Genomic DNA, 19,312 nt, shown 5'->3' with positions numbered 1-19,312 from the left:
CGGGGTAGCTATCTGGAAGGACATAGGCTGTGGTAGCTCAGTGGTAGAGCACTCCCTTGGTAAGGGAGAGGTCGAGAGTTCAATCCTCTCTCACAGCACCATCAAAACCCCAGCAAAATCAAGACCTTGCGGCGAAACGCACAAAACCAACCATCCGTTTAGGGAGTAGGTCGTGCGTTCATTTGAACGCATGTTGCTTTTCGTGGGGCCGCCGATACAACTTCCGAAATGAGAGTTCTGAGCAAAAGCACAGCGCGCCAGGTCGCAGAATACCTCCTCGCGGTGTTTCCGGGATCGGGCCCTCAGCGTTTTCATTCCCACACGAGCGCCTGACAAATGGCAGCCGAGGCGCTCGACGCCCTGGGCTATGCCGATGAGACAGACTGGGGTCTCGTCATGCATGAGAGTCCAGTCGAGCCGGAGCTGCTGCCTCGCCTCGATGACGTCTGCGTCGTCGTTATTCTCGCGGCAGAGCAATCCGGCTGGATCCGGCTCCCGATGTTCATCGCAGTCAGGGTGAAAGGAGCTGCGCCTGAATGGCGAGCGGGAGTCGTCGCGCAGCCTGAAAGACCTGCTTGGCGATATCTGACCCTGCTCCTGAGCACAGGCGGCGTCGCGGTTCATGATCTGGATCATGGTGCCAGCCGGGGTCTGCTTCAGAATGCTGAAAACAGGGGGGTCACCGTGGACATCAGCATTCTTCTTGACCGCATGGATGAGCCAACACTGGCGGTGTTGCTGGGGCTGGCGGTCGGGACAATTTTCGGCGTCGCGGCGCAGCGGTCCTCGTTCTGTCTGCGGGCTGCGACGGTCGAATTTGCCCGTGGGCAGGTGGGACCGAAAGTGGCGGTCTGGCTGCTGGCGTTTTCGACTGCGCTGATCTGGGTACAGACGGCGCAGGCGCTTGGGCTGTTCCGGGCGAGTGATGCGCGGATGATGGCGGTGGCGGGGTCGTGGTCTGGCGCGGCAATCGGCGGTCTGATGTTCGGCGCGGGCATGGTTCTGGCGCGCGGCTGTTCCGGGCGTCTTCTGGTGCTGGCAGCAACGGGCAATCTGAGGTCGGTCATATCGGGGCTGATTTTTGCCGTGGTGGCGCAGATGGCGCTGCATGGCTGGCTGGCCCCGCTGCGGCAGGCGCTGGCGGCGCTGTGGGTGACACCGGGGGGCCGCAATGTCGATCTGCTGGCCACGCTGTCGCTGCCGCCATGGGCGGGTCTGGGGATCGGGATTGCGGCGACGGGTGTGGCGCTGGGGATTGCCTGGCGCAACCGGATCGACGCGCGGGTGCTGGTCTTTGCCTCGGGCGTGGGGTTTGCGGTGGCGTTGGGCTGGGTGCTGACCTTTTCGCTGTCGCAGGTGGCGTTCGAGCCGGTGGCGGTCACCTCGGCCACCTTCTCGGGGCCGTCGGCGGCGACGCTGATGTTTTTCCTGACCCCCAACCCGGAGCTGAGCTTTGATATCGGGCTGGTGCCGGGGGTGTTTCTGGGGGCCTTTCTCGCGGCGGCCTGGGCGGGCGAGCTGAAGCTGCAAGGCTTCGAGGGAGAGGGCCAGATGCGGCGGTCGATGGCGGGGGCGGCACTGATGGGGTTCGGGGCGATGCTGGCCGGGGGCTGCGCCATCGGGGCCGGGGTCACGGGCGGGTCGATCTTTGTGGCGACGGCCTGGGCGGCGCTGCTGTCGATGTGGGTGGGCGCGGTGCTGACGGATTTTCTGGTGGATCAGGTCGGGGCAAAGGTGCGGCAATAGGATTGCCCCCTGTGTTACAAGAGGACATTCCCTTTTCTATCAATGACTTGACCTTGGCATTTTAACTGATTTTTAACGTTTGCCCCCGCAGGCCCTATTCGAATTCCATCTCGGCATAGACGACGCCCGCATTTTTGGTGGCCAGTTCTTCGAACGTGTCGAGATGCCGCCATTGCGACTGATCGACATAATAGGCCTCGGCCAGATCTCCGCCGTTTTCCAGATGGGTCGCGATCTTGCTGCGCAGGTCCAGCAGGTAGTCGCGGGTATAGCGGGTGACTTGTGCAAGGTTGGTCGGATGGCCATGGCCGGGGATCACATAGGTCGGGTTCAGCGGCATCAGCGCTGTATCCCATGTTTCAATCCAGCAGGCGGTGCAAGTGCCCTCAAAAATCGGGGGCATGCGTTCATGGAACGCGATGTCGCCCGCAATCATGATACCCCATTGCGCGATCCATACCTGCGTATCGCCGGGGGAATGGGCCGGGCCAAGGTGCAGCACATCAAGCGTGACATCGCCCATGGTGATGGTCTTTGTGTCGGTGAAGGTTTCGGTTGGCAGGGCGATCACCGTGCCTTCGGCATTTTCGCGCGCGTAACGGTGCAGGCTGGCCAGATCCTGCGCGCTGCCATCCTCAAACTCCGCCGCCGCTTCGGCATGGGCGAGGATCGGCACCCCCTGCCCGGCCCAATAGCCGTTGCCAAGCATGGCATGACCCTGACCGTTTTCATTGATCACCAGTTTCACCGGCTGATCGGTGATCGCCTTGATTTCATCATGCAGCGCCTGCGCCAGTCTGGAACTGGCCCCCGCGTTGACCACGATCACACCGTCGCCGGTGATGATGAAGGATAGGTTGTTGTTGTGGCCCGCGTTTTCATAGGTCGGCGGGGCGGTGGCCCCGATGGCCGAAAACACATGCGGGATCACCTCGACCGGTTTGGAATACAGCACGGATTGCGGATACTGGTCGGGAATATCCTCTGACGCAACGGCCGGGGTGGCGAGCAGCAGGGCGAGAATGGCGGCGCGGGTCATTCTGCGATGAACCTGTAGCCGTCGCCCGATTTTTCGGCGTGGCCAATGCCGCCACCGGGCAGGTGAAAGCCGATCAGCCGCATCCGGGCAGTGCTGATCTGGTCAAGCAGCGCCAGCCGGGTTGTGGCAGCGAGGTCTTTGTCCTGATCCGAGCCGGAGGCCCAGTCGGGCCGTTCAAAGGCGACGTGGTGATTCCCAAGCGCATCGCCCACCACCATCGCCGAGTCTGCCCCGGCGCGCAGTTCATAAGACATGTGGCCCGGCGTGTGGCCGGGGGTAGCCCGTGCGGCGATGCCGGGCAGGATTTCTTCGCCATCCGCGACAAAACGCAAGGTGTCGGCAATGGCCGTCAGGCGGCGTGCGGCACCGATGGCAAACGTGGTGCGCGCCTCGCCGATGGTAGAGACGGTGTTCGGGTCGGTCCAGTAGTCGAATTCCGCCTGACCGATCAGGTATTCGGCATTGGCAAATACCAGTTCGTCAAAGTCATCCAGCAGACCCCAAAGATGATCGGGGTGGGCATGGGTAAAGACGACATGGGTGATGTCATCGGCGGTCAGTCCTGCGGCATCCAGCGCCTCGGCCAGTTTGCCCGCCGATGGCTGAAAGTCGGGACCGGCACCGACATCGAACAACACGGTGTTGGTGCCGTCGCGCATCAGGGTGACATTGCAGGGCGGCGTCAGCTGATCGGTCGGCAGGCCATAGGCGGCCACGATCTGCGCCATTTCCTGTTGCGGCATGCCGCCCAGAATGAAGTCGCCCGGCAGCACCAGATTGCCGTCAGACAGGGTGTCGATCTGCATCGACCCCAGCGTGAGGCTGGACGACGCCCAGAGCCGACGGGGTGCAAACGGCAGCCCCAGAGCGGCGGCGGCCGAGGCAAGGATATGGCGACGGGTGAGCATGGCGGACCTTTCAAAGAATGACAGGCGGGCACCACAGGTGCCCGCCAGCAGGCGCAGGGCCATGTCAGCCGAACATGTCGGCGGTGATGCCGGAGTACCAGCCGAGGCTTTCCTCATAGGTCACCTTGCGCAGGGCGGCATCTTCGCCGGTGGCGCTGATGAAGCTTTCGACCGAAGCGATCTTTTCCGGCGTGGGCTCGTAGGATGCCCCGACCTTTACCCCGTCTTCCGGCGCGATCAGGGACCAGCAGGTGTTGGAGTATTTCGCCGGAAACACCTTGGACCCAAGCAGCTCGCCCCGGATTGACATGGCGGCCACTTTGGCCTGCGAATTGGCAGAATAGCCGGATTTCGGCATATCGCCCTGCGCACTGGAATCGCCCAGCACATAGACGTTTTCATCGGTCCGGGATTTCATGCTGTCGGGGTGAACCGGAGCCCAGCCCGAGTCGTCCGTGACCCCGGCGATGGCAGCGATCTTGCCCGCAATCTGGCCCGGAATGACATTGCAGACATCAACCTTTTGCACCTCACCCTCAACCAGGATTTCCATCGTGTCGGGGCGAACCTCGACCGCGCCGCCGCCAAACTCGGGGCCGACCCAGTCGATCATCCCGTCATAATGTCTACCCCAGCCTTCCTCGAACAACGCCCGTTTCGAGAAGTTGTCCTTTGGATCAAGCACAAGGATCTTGGCGGTGGGGTTGGTCTGTTTCAGCAGATGCGCGACCATGCTGACCCGCTCATAGGGGCCGGGGGGGCAGCGGTAAGGGTTGGGCGGGGCGATCATGGCAAAGGTGCCGCCCTGTGGCATGGACTCGACCATGGATTTCAGAAGCTGGGTCTGCGGCCCGGCCTTGTAGGCGTGCGGCATGATGTCGGCGTGTTCATCGGCGGACCAGCCGGGCACGGCCCCATCGCGGAAGTCGATACCGGGCGACAAGATCAGCCGGTCGTAGGGCACGGTCTGCCCACCCGCCAGCGTGACGGTTTTCGCGGCGCGGTCCACGCCAGTGGCCATGTCGTTGATGACCGTGACGCCGCCAGCGGCAATGCCGTCGTAGCTGTGTTGCAGCGATTCAAACTCGCGGAAGCCGCCGAGGTAGAGGTTCGAGAAAAAGCAGGTGGTGTAGATCGGGTTGGCCTCGATCAGGGTGACGTCAAGCCCGCCCGCGCTGTCCTTGGCCAGATAGCGCGCGGCGGTGGCCCCGCCTGCGCCGCCGCCGATGACCACAACGCGCGGTTTGGCTTGTCCCCAGACCATCGGGGCCGACAAAAGTGCGGCAGTGGCAAAGCCGGTGCCGATGACGTGACGTCTGTTCAGGATCATTGTGGGTTCCTCCCTAGGACTATGAACGGGGGCGGTTCGGCCGCTCCTCGGGTTATTCAAGCGTGGCGAAATAGGCCGCGAGCGCGGCGATTTCATCGTTCGACAGGCGGCTGGCCATCATCTGCATGACAGGATGCGGGCGCAGCTTGGCTTTGTAGGCGTGCATGGCGACCACGAAATCCTCAGGTGGCCATTGGGTGATGGACGGAATGCCGTCATCGGTGCCGTCGCGGCGGTGGCAGGTGGAGCATTCCGAAGAAAGATACGCGCCGTATTCCGGGTCGCCCTCGATCGCCAGAATGGCGGGGTCGAGCGCGGGCGCGGTCTTGCGCGCAGTGGGTTCGGATTCGGGGATGTTTTGCGGCTGGTCGGAATAGTCGCGCAGAAAGGCGATCAGATCGGCACGGGCGGTCGCGTCGGCCATGCCGCGGTAGTTCATGCGGGTGCCGGAGACCAGCGCTTTTGGGTTTTCGATATAGGCGTCAAGCGTTTGCAAGGTCCAGATCAGGCCGTCCGCACCCATGCGGGTCAGGGGTTTGGAGTATTTGAAGTCGGGCACGGCTCCGGCCTTGCGCCCGAAAAGGTTGCTGAGAACGGGGCCGACACGGTTGGTCGCCCCTGCGCCGATCTGGTGGCACGCCTTGCATTGGCGGTCAAAGAGCGTGGCACCGCGCGTCGGGTCACCGATACTCTCTGCGGCGAGCGGTGCGGCATGGACCGCACAGAACACCAAAGCAAGGAGCTGTCGCCGCGCCATTCCCGGTCAACCTCCGAGGCTGGCCAGATAGGCGATCACCGCGCTGCGCTCGTCTTCGGATTTCAGGCCGGCAAAGGCCATTCTGGTGCCCTTCATGAAGCTGCGCGGGTTTTCCAGGAAAGCGTTGAGATTTGCTTCGTCCCAGACCAGACCGGCCTCGGCCATGGCCAAAAGCGGGTTGGAGTACTTGAAGCCCTCGACGGTGCCCGCGTCGTGGCCAACGATGCCGTTCAGGGTGGGGCCAACCGCATTTTTCGCGCCCTCGCCAACCTTGTGGCAGGAAGAGCATTTCTTGAACACTGTGGCGCCTGCGGCAATCAGGGCCGGGTCAGCGGCTGCAGTTTCCACCGGAGCAGATTCTGCCGGGGCTTCAGCCACTGGCGCAGCTTCGGCGACCGGCTCTGGCACGGCGGGCGCTTCGTCGGCTGCGACCTGCACTACGGCCGGGATCGCAGGGGCATCCGACAGGACCGGCAGGGTTCCGGCGGGTTTGCCGTCTGCATCGGTCGGCGTCACCTTGAGGTCAATGGCGCGTTTGGTGACCTGCGGTGTGCCGGGCAGGCAGTTTTCCATGCAGGGCTCGCCCGTGAAGAGCGGGTATTCGGTCTGCGCCCGGTCATCGGGATAGAAACCGTCGGCGTTGGGCATCACGATGGAGGTGAAGTTTTCGTTGGTCAGAACAAAGTCATCCTCGACGATGCCGTTCGAATACAACAGAAACGCCGTGATCGCGTAGGTATCGTCGGGTGTCAGGGTCTGCGCGCTGCCAAAGGGCATCGAGCGGTGGACGTAATCGAACACGGTGGAGAGATAGGGCCAGTAGCTGCCCACGGTCTTGACCGGACGCGGGTCGGTGAGGGAGTTGTCGCCCCCCGCCAGCACGGGCCAGCTGTCGAGACCTTCGGCAAAGTCGCCGTGGCACGAGGCGCAATTGGCGGCAAACACTTCGTCGCCGGTTTCGACATCGCCGGAGCCTACAGGCAGCCCGGTGCCATCGGGCAGCACCGCCACATCCCAGGCGTCGATTTCTTCGGAAAGGGCTGCGCGGCCAAGGCCCAGCGGGTTTGCGGGCATGGACGGATGCTCTGCTGCGGCGGGGGCAATCGACCCGGTCGCTGTCGGTTCGGGGGCTGCTTGTGCAAGGATGATTTCAGCAGCCGGGGCGGTCGTGGGGGCCTCGGCTGTTGCGGCCGGGGCCGGAACGACCTCGGCCTCTGCGACCGTGTCTGTTACCGGGGATGCTTCGGCACTGGCGGACCCCATGGGAACGCCCACAGCCTCGCCCGGGGCGTGCCCGGTGTTGGCCATGACAAAGGCAGCGACAGTAGCGGCGGTGGCCCAGCCGGTGACTGCAAGGATCGTCGGGAACTCAGGCGATTTCGACATTCTCGACCTCTCCGTCAGCGCGCACCCACCAGACCTGGATGGCGTTGTTGTGGTAAACGTTGTTGGTGCCGCGGATGTCGCGCAGCGCCTGTTTGGTGGGCTGGACATAGCCGGTTTCATCGACCGCACGCGACAGGATGAACATCTCGGACCCGTCCCAGTTCATGTCATGGTGGAACCGGGTCAGCGCCTTTGATTTCGCATCGCCCGAAATGCGGGCGGGGGCCCATGTGTTGCCACCATCGGTGGACACATCAACGCGGGTGACGCGGCCATTGCCGCTCCACGCCAGCCCGGTGATCACCAGAGGGCCTGCGCCATGGCGGATCGGAGCCTGTGGGCTGGGCGAGGTGATGACGGATTTGGCGTCCATCACCCATGTCCATTTGCGCGCGCGTCCGTCCGGCATCAGGTCGGTGTATTTCGAGGTTTCCTCGCGCCCTTCGACGGCCTGATCATAGACGGCAATGCGGCGGATCCATTTGACCCACATGTTGCCTTCCCATCCCGGCACGACCAGCCGGACCGGGTAGCCGTGTTCCTTGCGCAGCGCCTCGCCATTGGCAAAAAAGGCGACCATCACATCATCCAGCGCCTTTTCCAGCGGGATCGAGCGGCCGTTGGAGGATGCGTCGTGGCCTTCGACATAGACCCATTTTCCTGCCGTCTGCACGCCCGCCTCGGCCAGCAGGTCACGCAGCATGACGCCGGTGTATTCCATGTTGTGGATCATGCCTTGGGTGAACTGGCAGCCTTCGAGCTGAGCGCCGCCCCATTCCATGCCGCCATTGGCCGCGCATTCGCAAAACGCGGTGGTGATGTGGCGGGGAAAGCGCATCAGGTCTTCGAAGGTGAAGACCAGCGGACGGTCGACCAGCCCGTTGATCATCAGGCGGTAGTCTTGTTTGGTCATGTCGATCGCGCCCGAATGGTGGCGTTCAAACGCACAGCCCTGCGGGGTGATCGTGCCTTCGAGCGCGTGGATCGGGGTGAAGTTGATGGAACTGACCGGGCTTTCGGTCAGCCATTCGACATTGCGGCGCACGACATGCGCCTCGTGGCTGATCGGGGTGCCGTAGGGCGCTGCATCGACCGGATCGCCAAAGCCTGATGCGTAATCCTGCACTTCGGTGATCAGCGGATCGGCGGTCTGGGCATGGGCGGCGGTGGCCATCAGCCCCGCACCGGCGGCGGCGCTGCCACGCAGGAAGGTGCGGCGAGAGGGGTTGATATTGGGTTCGTCGGTCATGTGGCGAACGCTCCTGTTGTTTCTAAAGGCCGGTCACGGAGACCGAGGTGTTGGGGTCCAGCCTGACGCTGCCGAGCTTGCGGATATGGGCTTCGACCACATCCCAGATTTGCGGGCCGGTCGTGCCTTCGTTCACCGATGCCCAGCCGGCAACGGTGTAGGATTTTGCGGCATCAATCGCCTCGCCCGTATCGGTCAGGGCAAGGTTGGAGATGCGGCTGCCGATCGGTTTGGAGACATCAATGGTAAAGCCCATGCCGCCGATGCGGACCATGTCGCCGCCCTGCTGATAGTATGGGTCGGTGTTGAACAGGTTGTCGGCGACGTCTTCCAGCACAGTGTGCAACGTCTCGCCGGTCATTTCGGTGCGGTAGACCTGGCCATAGGTCATCGAGGTGACATTGTGGATGTCTTCGCGGGTGATGTCATCGCCGGGCAACAGCGACGGCCCCCAGCGCACGCCGGGGGACAGGGCGATTTGCGCATCGCGCTCGGAGCGCACCGCGTCGCAGATCAGGTCATCCCAGGTGCCCTGGAAATTGCCCCGGCGGTAGAGCAGGGATTCGGTGGTGCCGATCTTTTCCTCAAGCTGGTCCTTGAACGGTGCGCGTTCGGCGTCGATCAGCGCGGCCATGTCGGGATCGGGGGTGATCACGTCCGAGAAGATCGGGATCAGCTTGTGGCGGAAGCCCATCATCTTGCCATCACGCACATCCAGATCAACGCGGGAGACGAATTTGCCGTTGGAGCCCGAGGCGATCAGGATGGTCTGGCCGACCAGAACCGGTTCGGGAATGGCGTCATGAGTGTGGCCGGTCAGGATCACGTCGATCCCCTGCACGCGGGAGGCCATTTTCTGATCGACGTCAAAGCCGTTGTGCGACAGGCAGACCACCAGATCGACCCCGGCGGCACGGACCTCGTTCACCACCTCTTGCATCCGCTCTTCGCGGATGCCGAACGAATATTCGGGGAAAATCCAGCGCGGATTGGCGATGGGCATGTAGGGGAAGGCCTGACCGATCACGGCGATGCGGGTGCCTGCACGCTCAAAGATCTTGTAGGGCTCGAAAGCGGGTTCATCCCATTCCGCGTCAAAGATATTGGCACCAAGAAAGGCAAAGGGCAGATTTTCGACGATTTCCTGCACGCGTTGGGTGCCAAAGGTCCATTCCCAATGGCTGGTCATGGCATCGGGGGTCAGCGCGTTCATCACGTTGACCATATCCTGCCCCTTGGTCAGAAGACTGGTCATCGAGCCGTGCCATGTGTCGCCGCCATCAAGCAACAGCGCGTCCGGGCGGGCGGCGCGGATGGATTTGACCACTGTGGCCACGCGGTCCATGCCGCCCATCTTGCCATAGGTCTTGCCCAGTGCCACGAAATCCTCATGCGTCAGCGCATAGGCCTCAGGCGTGCCGGGGGTGATGTTGAACATGTCCAGAAACGCGCTGCCCACCACATGCGGCGGTTTGCCCGTGGCCTCGCCCACCCCGATGTTCCGTTCCGGTTCGCGGAACCAGATCGGCTTGAGCTGGGCGTGAATATCGGTGATGTGGATCAGCGTCACGTTGCCGAAATCGTCAAACTGCAACAACTGACCTTCGGTCAGCGCCTGTTGTGCGGCGAGGCGGGACCAGTTGCCAAAGCCCGAGGCACCGACGATGGCCGTGGCGGCGAGGCTGGCTTGCAAAAATTCGCGGCGGCTGATCATCGGCGTGTCCTTGTCTGGAGGCATGGCAACAACGCGCGCGAACGGGCGCGGTCAACTTTGCCGGTCGTTTTTGGTTGGGTGATGTCCCCCGCCACTGGCCGGGGGTCAGTGTTCAGTGGCGGACCGAGACGCCTTCGACCGCCAGACCGTTGCCACGCGAGGCGACATAAAGCTCCAGCGCCTTGAACTCTGCCGAGTCCGGCTTGAAGGTTTCTGCCCGCGTGTCACGCACACAGCCGACAAAGCGCTGCTGGGCCGACAGAATGCCCGCATCCTTGAGCCGGTAGACCGGAAAGCCGTTGACCTGGCCCTGGCTCAGGTGGTCGGCGCGGATGTAACGGCCCTGATTGTCCTCGTGGCAGTTGGCGCAGGACATTTCCAGCTGACCAAAGCGGGTGTAGTAGATTTCCTTGCCCTGCTCCCAGAACGGCGCGGCAGCACCGTCGATGGCCACATTCACCGGCTCTCCGCGCGACTGCATCGAGATCAGCGCCAGCATGTCCTTCATCTTGTCGCCGGTCATGCCCCAGGGTTCCAGCCCCATCCGGTCGGTGACGCATTCGTTGACGTAGTTTTCAACCGTCATCAATGCGCCGGAGTCGGGATCGACACGCGGGGTCACGGCGCGCAGGCCCTTCATGCTTTCGGGGCCTTCGTGGCATCCGGCACAGCTTTCGCCCTTGGCCCCTTGCGCCTTGTTCCAGCTGTCAAGCGCGCGGTCGACATAGACCATGCCCGGATTGTCGAAATCATCGCGTTGCAGGTCGCGGGTTTCGGTCTCGCGGAAGTGCCAGCCGGAATAGATCGTGTCCATGGTGTCGGACAGATGTGGCGGCGCAGCGGTGGTTGTCACGATGTCGAGCGTGCCGTCATCGGTGTCGATGCTCAGGCTGTCCTCGACCGGATCGGCAAAGGCCGGGCCCGCGAGGGCAAGGCCGAGGGCCAGGGTCGTGGCCAGTCGCCAGGTTCCGCGGTGCATGATGTCTCCTCCCTTGAACATCTGCGGCGATCAGGCGAGTTCGATGGTTTTGACGTCTTCGTAGACAGAGCCGTCATCGTCATACCAGGTGAACTTGATCTCGCCCGAGTCGGCCATCAGGGCGTCGAACTCGAAATAGGGGTTGGTGGACACGGCCGGATCAATCGCCACGTCGATCACGTTGACGCCGCCCAGATCGCAGGTAAAGCGATTGATGATCGAGCGTGGGATCAGCTTGCCTTCGGCATCCTTGCGCTGGCCGGATTCCATCTTGTGGCTGATCAGGGCCTTGATGTTCACCACCTCGCCGGCCTTGGCCGACTTGGGGACTTTGACACGGGGTTTTGCGTCTGTTGCCATGATATTTCTCCTGTTCCTGAGCTCAGCCGCCGCAGCCGCCGATGGTGACTTTGACCGTGGTGGCCGCCTGGACGATGCTGCCATCGGCCATCTTGGCGACCGCGATCACGTCTTGCGTGGTGGCAAGCCGGATGCGGGTGGCGGCGGTCTGGCTGCCGGCCGCGGGGCCAAAGGTAAAGGTGGCCACAGCCGGGGTCGGGTTGCCTGCCGCGAGCAGCATGATTGCAACAGCACCGGGCGCGCTGACGGATACCGGAACGGTGTTGCCGTTTTCGGCGATTTCCGGGGCGGTGATGGTGATGCCCCCCGTCCCCGCAGCCACGCCGCCGGTGAAGGTGGAGGTCAGTTCTTCAACCGTGGCGGCGAATACGGGGTTCGCAAGCGTCGCAGCCGCGATACCGCCAAGGCCAGCCCACAGGGCATCTCTTCTGGAAAGGTTCATTTTGTCATCTCCTCTGGTCGCGTGGCGTGATCACTCTGTCATCGTCATCAGATAGGCCACGACATCTTCGACTTGCTGGGCGGTCAGGATCGGAGGCAGAGCCTCGGTCGGGGCTTTGCCGCTATAGGCGGCACCCGGACGGATGAAGCCTTCGGTCTTGTAGAATGCTGGCATGAAGCTGCCCTCGAACGTCATCTTTGCGTTGGCCACAAGGCCACGCAGCTCGGCTTCGGTGTACCGCCCGGCCACACCGTCGAGCGGCGGGGCGATATCGCCCTGAAAATCCGCCTCGGGAATGGTGCCGATCTGGTGGCAGGCGACGCAGTTGCCCAGCGACGCGGTGGTCATGACTGTCTTGCCCGCTGCCGCATCACCGGGGCCACCAGTCAGCGAGGTTTCGATTGCACCATCGGTATAGGCAACGGCTGTCGGGGTTGTTTCACCGAGAACGGGTGTTGTCAGGCACAGTGCTGCCACTGCGGCCATCCAGAATTGGCGTGTCATTGCGATCCTCCCAGATCTCTCTCGGACTGATGATAGCCCCGGCATACCATGGTGCGCAATATAAATATATGTATCTATGAATATTCATATGTGCGCTTTTAAATCAGAGCCTTAGCCACCATCCTGAGCATTGACGCGGTTGGCGAGGTATTTCTGGAAGTGTTCACCGGAGTCGTATCCGTGATCGCGCACCCAGGTCAGAAGCGCTTTGGTAGTGCCGATGCCAAACGCACCGGGCATCATCGCAACCGCCGATTCTGCTGCGGTTGCATCCGCCGGCACCTCTTCGGGCAGAAAGATCATGGTGGGGGTGAACAAGACGCCCCAACGCACCGCCATATCCTTTTCGGACAGGGTCGTGCCGTCGAAGTCGGTGACCTCGACATCACCGAACAGGTTGATCTGGACGACGAAGTAATGATCCCGGATCAAGGTGTCGATGGCGGGGTCCGGGTAGACCTCGGCATGCATCTGCGTGCAGTAGATGCAGCCGCGCTGTTCGACCATCAGCAGCAGGCGCTTGCCGGTCGCATTGGCCTCGGCCAGATCGTCGCGCAGATCCTTGAAGGTATCGCGCATCCAGTCAGGCTTGTGCAAACCGTCGTCCCCCAGTTCGGCAGCGGTGGCAAGCGCAGGCCAGAGGGCAAGCGTGGCGAGAAGGAGAAGACGGTGCATGGTGGGTGTCCTTATCTCAGGGTGGCGGTCCAGTCGAAGTTGCGGATCATCCAGTCGGCGATCAGGTTGACGGAATTGGTGGCGATCAGGATGCCAAAAACGATCAGCATCACGCCCATCACCTTTTCCACATGCCCCATCATCGCGCGGTGACGGGCGATGAAGCCCAGGAAGGGGCCGGCAAACAAGGCGGCGACGACAAAGGGAAGCGTCATGGCAAGACCGTAGACCAGCAACAGCATGCCGCCGCGCCACAGGTCGCCCATGCCGCTGGCGACCATCAGGATGGCGGCCAGTGCGGGGCCGACGCAGGGCGTCCAGCCAAAGCCAAAGGCAAGGCCCATGACATAGGCACCGGCCATCGTGGTGGGTTTGGTGTCGGTCTGCACGCGGGCTTCGCGGTAGAACAGGCCGATCTTCAGAATGCCAAGGAAGTGGAGGCCGAACAGGATCAGCACGCCCCCCGCGATCCAGGACAGGGTTTCGCGCCATTGCAGGAAGACCCGGCCAAGGGCGGTCGCCCCCAGCCCGAGCATCACGAAAACCGTGGTGACGCCAAAGGCAAAGGCCAGCGCCTGAACCACCAGCCGCCGCTGCGCGCCGGGGGCGATGCGACCACCGTCGCGCAGTTCCTTGACCGATTGCCCGGCCATATAGGACAAGTAGAACGGCACCATCGGCAGGATACAGGGGGACAGAAAGGACAAGAGCCCGGCAATCGCCGCGCCGGTATAGCTGATATCCAGCATGGCTGTCCCCTTTTCGCGCCTTTGCGCACACATCCGGACGGTGCGGACGCGCAGCTTGCCCCGGAGCTCCAATTATATTAGCATATTTCTATGTTAATATAGGACTGTCAACATGGGGCGTCTCTTTTGCAGAATTGCGGTCCTGTTGGGGGCCTTTGCGGTGCAGCCTGCAGCCGCGGCAGAGCTACGGCTGCTGATGATAGAACAGCCCGGCTGCGTCTATTGCATCAGGTGGGATGCCGAAATTGCGCCGCAGTATCCCGTCACCGACGAGGGCAAGGCCGCGCCCCTGACCCGGATGCAATTGCGCGATGAGGTGCCCGAGGATATCACGCTGTTGCGGTCCGCCGCCTTTACCCCGACCTTTGTTCTGCTGGCCGATGGCCATGAGACCGGGCGGATCGAAGGCTATCCGGGGGAAGATTTCTTCTGGCCCCTGTTGGCACGGCTGATCCGAGATGCGCAGGACGCGTCCGGAAACGTTGGTGAACAATGATGCGATCCGGCAGTATTTCCGCCTTAAACCCTCTGGAAATGCGGGTTTTGATTGCCCAAGCCTCTGCCACACTCCATGAAGGCATACCAAAAGGCACACAGAGGGCCAACACGACAATGCCACTGGGCGACAGAGATCATACGGATCAGGACGCGGAGCAGCTGGACCTTGACGGGCTGGTGGCCGGCGCCGCCGAGGCCGCGACCTTTTTGAAGGCGCTTGGCCATGACGGACGGCTGCTGATCCTGTGTCATCTGCAAAGCGGGCCCAAAAGCGTGACCGAGCTGGAAAACCTGTTGTCAACGCGTCAGGCGGTTGTCAGCCAACAGCTCGCGCGATTGCGGTTGGAGGGGCTGGTCAGCGCCCGGCGCGAGGGCCAGGCGATTTTCTATTCCATTCTGGATGAGCGGGTGTCCGAAGTGATCGGAGTGCTGGCGAAACTGTTCTGCAAACCGACGCAAGACCGGGCAAGGTAGTCGACAGAGCGCGGGCTGGTTCCGTGCGATGATACAGGAAGGAAATGCCATGGACATGCTTCCATATGGCCTGCTGGCCGCGATCATCGGCCTGATTGGCGGCATGGTTCTGGGTCTGGCGGCGCGACTGGGGGATTTCTGCACGCTTGGCGCGCTGGAGTCGGCTGTTTATGGCAAGGACCAGACGCGCGCGCGGCTGTGGGGCATTGTGCTGGGCGTGGCCATTCTGGGCACGCAGTTGGGTGCGCTGGCCGGTTGGGTGGATCTGGGCAGCAGCATGTATCATGCCATCAGCTGGAACCCGCTGGCGTCGATCCTTGGCGGGCTGATGTTCGGCTATGGCATGGCGATGGCGGGAAACTGCGGTTTCGGGGCGCTGGTCCGCTTTGGCGGCGGCGATCTGCGCTCTTTGGTCGTGGTCGTGGTGATGGGGATTTTCGGCTTTGTCGCATTGTCGGGCCCGCTTGCCCCCTTGCGCACCTTGCTGTTTCCGCAACCCGATGCGACCGGACCGCAGGGGATCGTGCATGATCTGGGCGCAGTGACCGGCCTGCCCGCCAGCCTGATCATCGTCACGCTTGGTCTTGGCTGTCTGATCTGGGCGCTGTCGCATCAGCCCCTGCGCCGGGCACCGCGACAGCTGTTCTGGGGCATTGCGGCGGGGCTGGCGGTGGTGTGGTGTTTTGTCGGCACTACCTGGGTCAGCGACAGCAGCCTTGGCGCGATCAGCGTCGAGGGGCCGTCCTTTACCGCGCCGCTGGGGCGCACGCTGATCTACCTGATGACATCGACCGCCGGGGGGATCACCTTTTCCGTCGGAGCCGTGGTGGGTGTCATGGCGGGGGCGCTGATCGGATCAATGATCCGGGGTCTGTTTCGCTGGGAGGCGTGTGAAGACCCGCGCGAACTGGGCCGTCAGGTCGGCGGCGCGGTGCTGATGGGCGTCGGCGGCGTGGTCGCAATGGGCTGTTCGGTGGGGCAAGGCGTGACCGCTGTCGCCGCATTGGCCTGGTCGGGACCGGTGACGCTGGCCGCGATCATCGCGGGCGGGTTGTTTGGCCTGCACCAGTTGATCAGCGGGTATCAGCCGGACTAGGGCGAGCCGTAGGGGCAGCAGATATCAGATTGCCGCCTGGACGCCCGCAACTGCGTATCGTCGCAGTCAAACCAGCAGAGCCGCAGGTGCGATCCGGGCACGGCGGCTATCGTTGTGTGGTTCTGACGCCATCCGGCTGTGTGAAAAGGGCTGAAAACGCTGCCGACAGCGACTCCGCCGTCAGTGGCTTTGCCAGCGTTGAGATGCGGCCCGGAAAGCGGGACGAAAGCGGGTCTGCTTCGGGCAGGTGACCGGAGACAACGATTGCACGGGCCTCTGGCCAACGGGCCAGCGCCGCCTCGGCCAGACGCCAGCCGTCGATCTGCCCCCCAAGCGACAGATCAGTGACGATAAGCGCCAGGGGGTCGGACATGAGGGTCAGCGCCTCGGCCACATTTGTCGCCTGAAGCAGGGTGTTGGCAACCGGGGTCAACAGGCTGAGGGCGGCCTTGCGATCCGTCGCATCATCCTCGACCAGCAGCACGGTCCCAAGCGCGGGCAATGCCGCCGGCGCGCAGGGTTGGCGCGGCAGGGTCAGACGCACTGTGGTTCCCTGACCCGGAGCAGAGCGTATCGCAATGTCGCCGCCGGATTGACGGATAAAGCCGTAGACCATGGCAAGGCCAAGCCCGGTGCCGGTGCCATCGGCCCTGGCGGTAAAGAACGGCTCCATCGCATGGGCCAGAATGTCGGGCGGCATACCGGCCCCCGTATCGGCCACCTCGATCACGGCCTGATCGTGATCGCGCGACACCACAAGCGTCACCCGGCCCGCCCCTGCAATGGCCTGTCCCGCGTTCAGGCACAGGTTCAGGATGGCGCTTTCCAGCTGCCCCGGATCGACCCGCACCAGCAAGGGGGCCGGGGTGGTCCTGACCACCAGCTCCACCCGGTCCGGCAAGGCAAGACTGACCAGATCAACCACGCCGTCGACCAGCACCGACAGATCCAGCAGCTCCGGTTCCAGATGCTGACGGCGGGCAAAGGCAAGAAGTCGCCCGGTCAGCGTGGCGCCAAGATCGACAGCCGAAGCGATGGTCTGGCGCAGCATCCCCTGCCGTTCCGGCGGGGCAGTATCCATCAGGTGCAGACTGCCCGATATGGTCGACAGGATGTTGCCGAAATCATGCGCCACCTCACCCGAGACTTTGCCAAGCGCCTCGATGCGCTGGATCTGGCTCAGGCGCTCTTCCAGCTGTCGCCGCTCGGTCGCATCGGAAATCAGCACCACCGACCCGCCACCCGGCAGCGCACTTTCGCGAAGCTCGGCATGGTGACCACCGCCAAGCGACAAAAGCCCCAGACCTGCGTGGCTGTCACCGGCCTGCCAGCCCGCAGCGGCAATCACATCGGTCAGCCGGCGCCGGCCGGTCATATGCGCCGGATCAACGCGCAGCACCCGTGCAAGCCGTGCATTTTGCGCAACGATCTGACCCTGATCCGACAGGATGGCGACCCCGTCGCTGATACCGGCCATCATGTTCTCATAAAGCGCAGTGCGCTGCACCATCTGGCGATGCGAGCGGTCCAGCCGCAGGGCATTGGCGCGAAAGGTGCGGAAGGCATGGAACAGTTTTCCGATCTCATCCCCCTGCCCTTCGCCACGCGGAAGCCGGGTCTGCCGATCCCCCGATGCAAGACGGATCATGGCGTCCGAAATGGCCCGCAAATTGGCGGTGACATAGCCCGAGACATACAGAGCCGCCGCCAAAGCCAACGCCGCACTCGCAAGAACCACCAGCAAAAGCGTGGATTTGGCCAGCGCAATCGCGGTGGCGGTGCTGGTCCGTTCGGCCGCAATGGCCATCTGCGCCAGTGTCGTCGCCGCGGCCGCATGGGCCGTGACGGTGGCGGCACCCCGCCGGATACGGACCAGCGCCGCCTCGGCCCCGATCTGGCGTGCCAGTTCAAGCCGACGCAACTCGAACAACCCCTCCGCCCCTTCGGCAATGTCTTTCAGCCGGGCAAGCTCGGCGGCTTCCGCTGCGGGGCGCTGACCTGCAAACCGCTGGATCAGACGGGTGTACTCACGTTGAAACTCCCCCACGCCGACCAGATTTTCGGCACGCCCCGCCCCCAGCAGAGCGGCGGCGGTCCGTTGCAGCACCAGCCAGTCCTGACGTTCCTGCAAAGGTGCAGTGGCGCGGGCCGACTGCGCAGCATAGCGGCGTTCTGCCGCGGCAAGTTCGGCGTTGAAGCGCAAGGTACGGTCCCGCAGGCCGGCGCGCAGGGATGTGTCGCGGACCAGCTCGGCGATCGCTTTGCGCGTCACCCCCAGCGACACGCGCAAGGGATCACCGGGCGGCAGACCGGCGAGCAGGCCGTCTGCCAGCGCGGTGGCCGCCTGCCCCTCTTGGGCGATGCGGAACGGGCTGTCCAAGGTCAGCAGATACGGGGCAAGTGTCGCCAGATCAGCGGCCTGCCGCGACAGGGTCAGCGCCTGATCGACCCCGGTCAGGGTTTCGGCCAGCAGCCGGTCCATCCGGTCATTGCCGCGCGACAGTGCGCCCCAGGCAATGAGTCCGACGGTCAGAACAGCCACAGCCAACAGCGCCAGTGCTGCCAGCAGCCGACTGCGCACAGAGAACCGTTTCATGTCGCGGGACCGGTAACAAAGATATAGCCCTGCCCGCGCCGGGTCTGCAGATGCTGGGGCTTTGACGGCACCGCCTCGATCTTGCGGCGCAGGCGCAGGATCAGCACGTCGATGGTGCGGTCCATGTATTGCGACAGGTCATTGCCAAGTTCGGTCAGCAGTTCGGTGCGCGGAACGATCCGGCCAGGGTGGCGCAGGAAATACTCCAGCAGCCGGTATTCGGCATTGGTCAGCGAAATCTCTGTACCGTTCTGATCCAGCAATTCGCGGCGGGTCTGATCCAGTCGCAAGCGGCCAAAGGCGTGAATGGAACTGGCGCTGCGGTCGGGGGGCAACACACCCGGATGACCGACCCGGCGCAGCACCGCCCGCAGCCGCGCGATCAGCTCACGCGGGTTGAAGGGTTTCATCATGTAATCATCCGCCCCGGTTTCCAACCCGATGATCTTGTCCATCTCGTCGCCCCGCCCGGTCAGCATGACGATGGGAATGCCCATCGTCTCGCGGATACGGATGGCAAGGGTCAGGCCGTTCTCGCCGCGCAGGCGCAGATCAATCAGCGCAAGGTCCACGGCAGGACGCGGGCCAAGGGCAAGAAAAGACGCGCCATCCGGCAAGGGAAGCGGGCTGAAGCCGTTGTTGGCCAGCAGGTCAGCGACCGTGCGGCGCAAATCGGCGTCATCATCAATGATGGCCACGACCGGGTGTTTGCCATCCGGCATATCCCCGTGCGGCATGGAAGCCTGTTCCATTGCCTTGTCCTCCCTGTGGCCATGTTGGTCAAAGCGTGGGGCGGCGCAATCCTCTTGA

At 63.3% G+C, this 19,312-nt stretch carries 20 protein-coding genes and 1 tRNA gene; 5 read left to right on the top strand and 16 right to left on the bottom strand.

The genetic code is table 11. From position 1 onward, the window contains the following. Positions 1-26: 26 nt before the first annotated feature. Positions 27-101, top strand: a tRNA-Thr gene (locus D1012_RS10665). On the opposite strand, the gene D1012_RS22435 is transcribed toward D1012_RS10665, so the two are convergent. Beyond that, the gene (locus D1012_RS22435; RefSeq protein ID WP_147335675.1) at positions 91-636 is read right to left on the bottom strand and encodes a hypothetical protein; all 546 of its coding nucleotides are present in this window, start codon (positions 634-636) and stop codon (positions 91-93) included. The genes D1012_RS10665 and D1012_RS22435 overlap by 11 nt on opposite strands. Positions 637-684: 48 nt before the next feature. Between D1012_RS22435 and D1012_RS10660 the strand changes: the two genes are divergently transcribed. Next, on the top strand, positions 685-1,746 hold the full coding sequence (locus tag D1012_RS10660; RefSeq protein WP_118152326.1) for a YeeE/YedE family protein: 1,062 nt from the start codon (positions 685-687) through the stop codon (positions 1,744-1,746). Positions 1,747-1,840: 94 nt separating this feature from the next. Here the strand turns inward: D1012_RS10660 and D1012_RS10655 are convergent, their stop codons facing one another. The 13 genes from D1012_RS10655 to D1012_RS10595 form a co-directional block, all read right to left on the bottom strand. Continuing rightward, complete coding sequence (locus D1012_RS10655) at positions 1,841-2,785, bottom strand: MBL fold metallo-hydrolase (RefSeq protein ID WP_118151976.1); 945 nt, start codon at positions 2,783-2,785, stop codon at positions 1,841-1,843. Beyond that, on the bottom strand, positions 2,782-3,693 hold the full coding sequence (locus D1012_RS10650) for an MBL fold metallo-hydrolase (protein ID WP_118152324.1): 912 nt from the start codon (positions 3,691-3,693) through the stop codon (positions 2,782-2,784). Before D1012_RS10650 ends, D1012_RS10655 begins: the two co-directional genes overlap by 4 nt. A 64-nt stretch (positions 3,694-3,757) precedes the next feature. Further along, positions 3,758-5,023: an NAD(P)/FAD-dependent oxidoreductase gene (locus D1012_RS10645; RefSeq protein WP_118151974.1), complete on the bottom strand. Its 1,266-nt coding sequence runs from the start codon at positions 5,021-5,023 to the stop codon at positions 3,758-3,760. A gap of 52 nt (positions 5,024-5,075) precedes the next feature. Beyond that, positions 5,076-5,780 carry a c-type cytochrome gene (locus D1012_RS10640; RefSeq protein ID WP_118151972.1) on the bottom strand — a complete coding sequence of 235 codons (705 nt, stop codon included), beginning with the start codon at positions 5,778-5,780 and terminating at the stop codon, positions 5,076-5,078. A gap of 6 nt (positions 5,781-5,786) precedes the next feature. Next, positions 5,787-7,166: a c-type cytochrome gene (locus D1012_RS10635; protein ID WP_354002035.1), complete on the bottom strand. Its 1,380-nt coding sequence runs from the start codon at positions 7,164-7,166 to the stop codon at positions 5,787-5,789. Continuing rightward, on the bottom strand, positions 7,150-8,415 hold the full coding sequence (soxC, locus tag D1012_RS10630; protein WP_118151970.1) for a sulfite dehydrogenase: 1,266 nt from the start codon (positions 8,413-8,415) through the stop codon (positions 7,150-7,152). The genes D1012_RS10635 and soxC overlap by 17 nt, the downstream gene beginning before the upstream one ends. Before the next feature lie 22 nt (positions 8,416-8,437). Next, entirely contained in the window at positions 8,438-10,129 is a 1,692-nt protein-coding gene (gene soxB / locus D1012_RS10625; RefSeq protein ID WP_118151968.1) for a thiosulfohydrolase SoxB, read from the bottom strand. A gap of 112 nt (positions 10,130-10,241) precedes the next feature. After that, complete coding sequence (gene soxA, locus D1012_RS10620) at positions 10,242-11,108, bottom strand: sulfur oxidation c-type cytochrome SoxA (RefSeq protein ID WP_118151966.1); 867 nt, start codon at positions 11,106-11,108, stop codon at positions 10,242-10,244. 30 nt (positions 11,109-11,138) lie between these two features. Further along, positions 11,139-11,468: a thiosulfate oxidation carrier complex protein SoxZ gene (gene soxZ / locus D1012_RS10615; RefSeq protein ID WP_118151964.1), complete on the bottom strand. Its 330-nt coding sequence runs from the start codon at positions 11,466-11,468 to the stop codon at positions 11,139-11,141. Positions 11,469-11,490: 22 nt separating this feature from the next. Beyond that, on the bottom strand, positions 11,491-11,910 hold the full coding sequence (soxY, locus tag D1012_RS10610) for a thiosulfate oxidation carrier protein SoxY (RefSeq protein ID WP_118151962.1): 420 nt from the start codon (positions 11,908-11,910) through the stop codon (positions 11,491-11,493). A gap of 30 nt (positions 11,911-11,940) precedes the next feature. Beyond that, entirely contained in the window at positions 11,941-12,414 is a 474-nt protein-coding gene (gene soxX / locus D1012_RS10605) for a sulfur oxidation c-type cytochrome SoxX (protein ID WP_118151960.1), read from the bottom strand. A gap of 111 nt (positions 12,415-12,525) precedes the next feature. Then, positions 12,526-13,089: a SoxW family protein gene (locus D1012_RS10600; RefSeq protein ID WP_118151958.1), complete on the bottom strand. Its 564-nt coding sequence runs from the start codon at positions 13,087-13,089 to the stop codon at positions 12,526-12,528. Positions 13,090-13,100: 11 nt separating this feature from the next. Continuing rightward, the gene (locus D1012_RS10595) at positions 13,101-13,838 is read right to left on the bottom strand and encodes a cytochrome c biogenesis CcdA family protein (RefSeq protein ID WP_118151956.1); all 738 of its coding nucleotides are present in this window, start codon (positions 13,836-13,838) and stop codon (positions 13,101-13,103) included. 112 nt (positions 13,839-13,950) lie between these two features. Here D1012_RS10595 and D1012_RS10590 point away from each other — a divergent pair, with 112 nt between their 5' ends. The 3 genes from D1012_RS10590 to D1012_RS10580 all read left to right on the top strand — a co-directional run bounded on the left by D1012_RS10590 (position 13,951) and on the right by D1012_RS10580 (position 15,906). Beyond that, positions 13,951-14,334: a thioredoxin fold domain-containing protein gene (locus D1012_RS10590; protein WP_118151954.1), complete on the top strand. Its 384-nt coding sequence runs from the start codon at positions 13,951-13,953 to the stop codon at positions 14,332-14,334. 116 nt (positions 14,335-14,450) lie between these two features. Next, positions 14,451-14,810, top strand: a complete 360-nt coding sequence (locus D1012_RS10585) for an ArsR/SmtB family transcription factor (RefSeq protein WP_118151952.1) — start codon at positions 14,451-14,453, stop codon at positions 14,808-14,810. 49 nt (positions 14,811-14,859) lie between these two features. Next, on the top strand, positions 14,860-15,906 hold the full coding sequence (locus D1012_RS10580) for a YeeE/YedE family protein (RefSeq protein ID WP_118151950.1): 1,047 nt from the start codon (positions 14,860-14,862) through the stop codon (positions 15,904-15,906). A gap of 106 nt (positions 15,907-16,012) precedes the next feature. Here the strand turns inward: D1012_RS10580 and D1012_RS10575 are convergent, their stop codons facing one another. Then, the gene (locus tag D1012_RS10575) at positions 16,013-18,502 is read right to left on the bottom strand and encodes an ATP-binding protein (RefSeq protein ID WP_118151948.1); all 2,490 of its coding nucleotides are present in this window, start codon (positions 18,500-18,502) and stop codon (positions 16,013-16,015) included. Then, the gene (locus D1012_RS10570; RefSeq protein WP_233517090.1) at positions 18,499-19,254 is read right to left on the bottom strand and encodes a winged helix-turn-helix domain-containing protein; all 756 of its coding nucleotides are present in this window, start codon (positions 19,252-19,254) and stop codon (positions 18,499-18,501) included. Before D1012_RS10570 ends, D1012_RS10575 begins: the two co-directional genes overlap by 4 nt. Positions 19,255-19,312 lie beyond the last annotated feature (58 nt).

This window comes from Pseudotabrizicola alkalilacus (assembly GCF_003443995.1).
GTDB classification, from domain to species: Bacteria; Pseudomonadota; Alphaproteobacteria; order Rhodobacterales; family Rhodobacteraceae; genus Pseudotabrizicola; species Pseudotabrizicola alkalilacus.
Note: the sequence above shows the minus strand (reverse complement) of the source record. Positions and strands in the feature narration are given on the sequence as shown.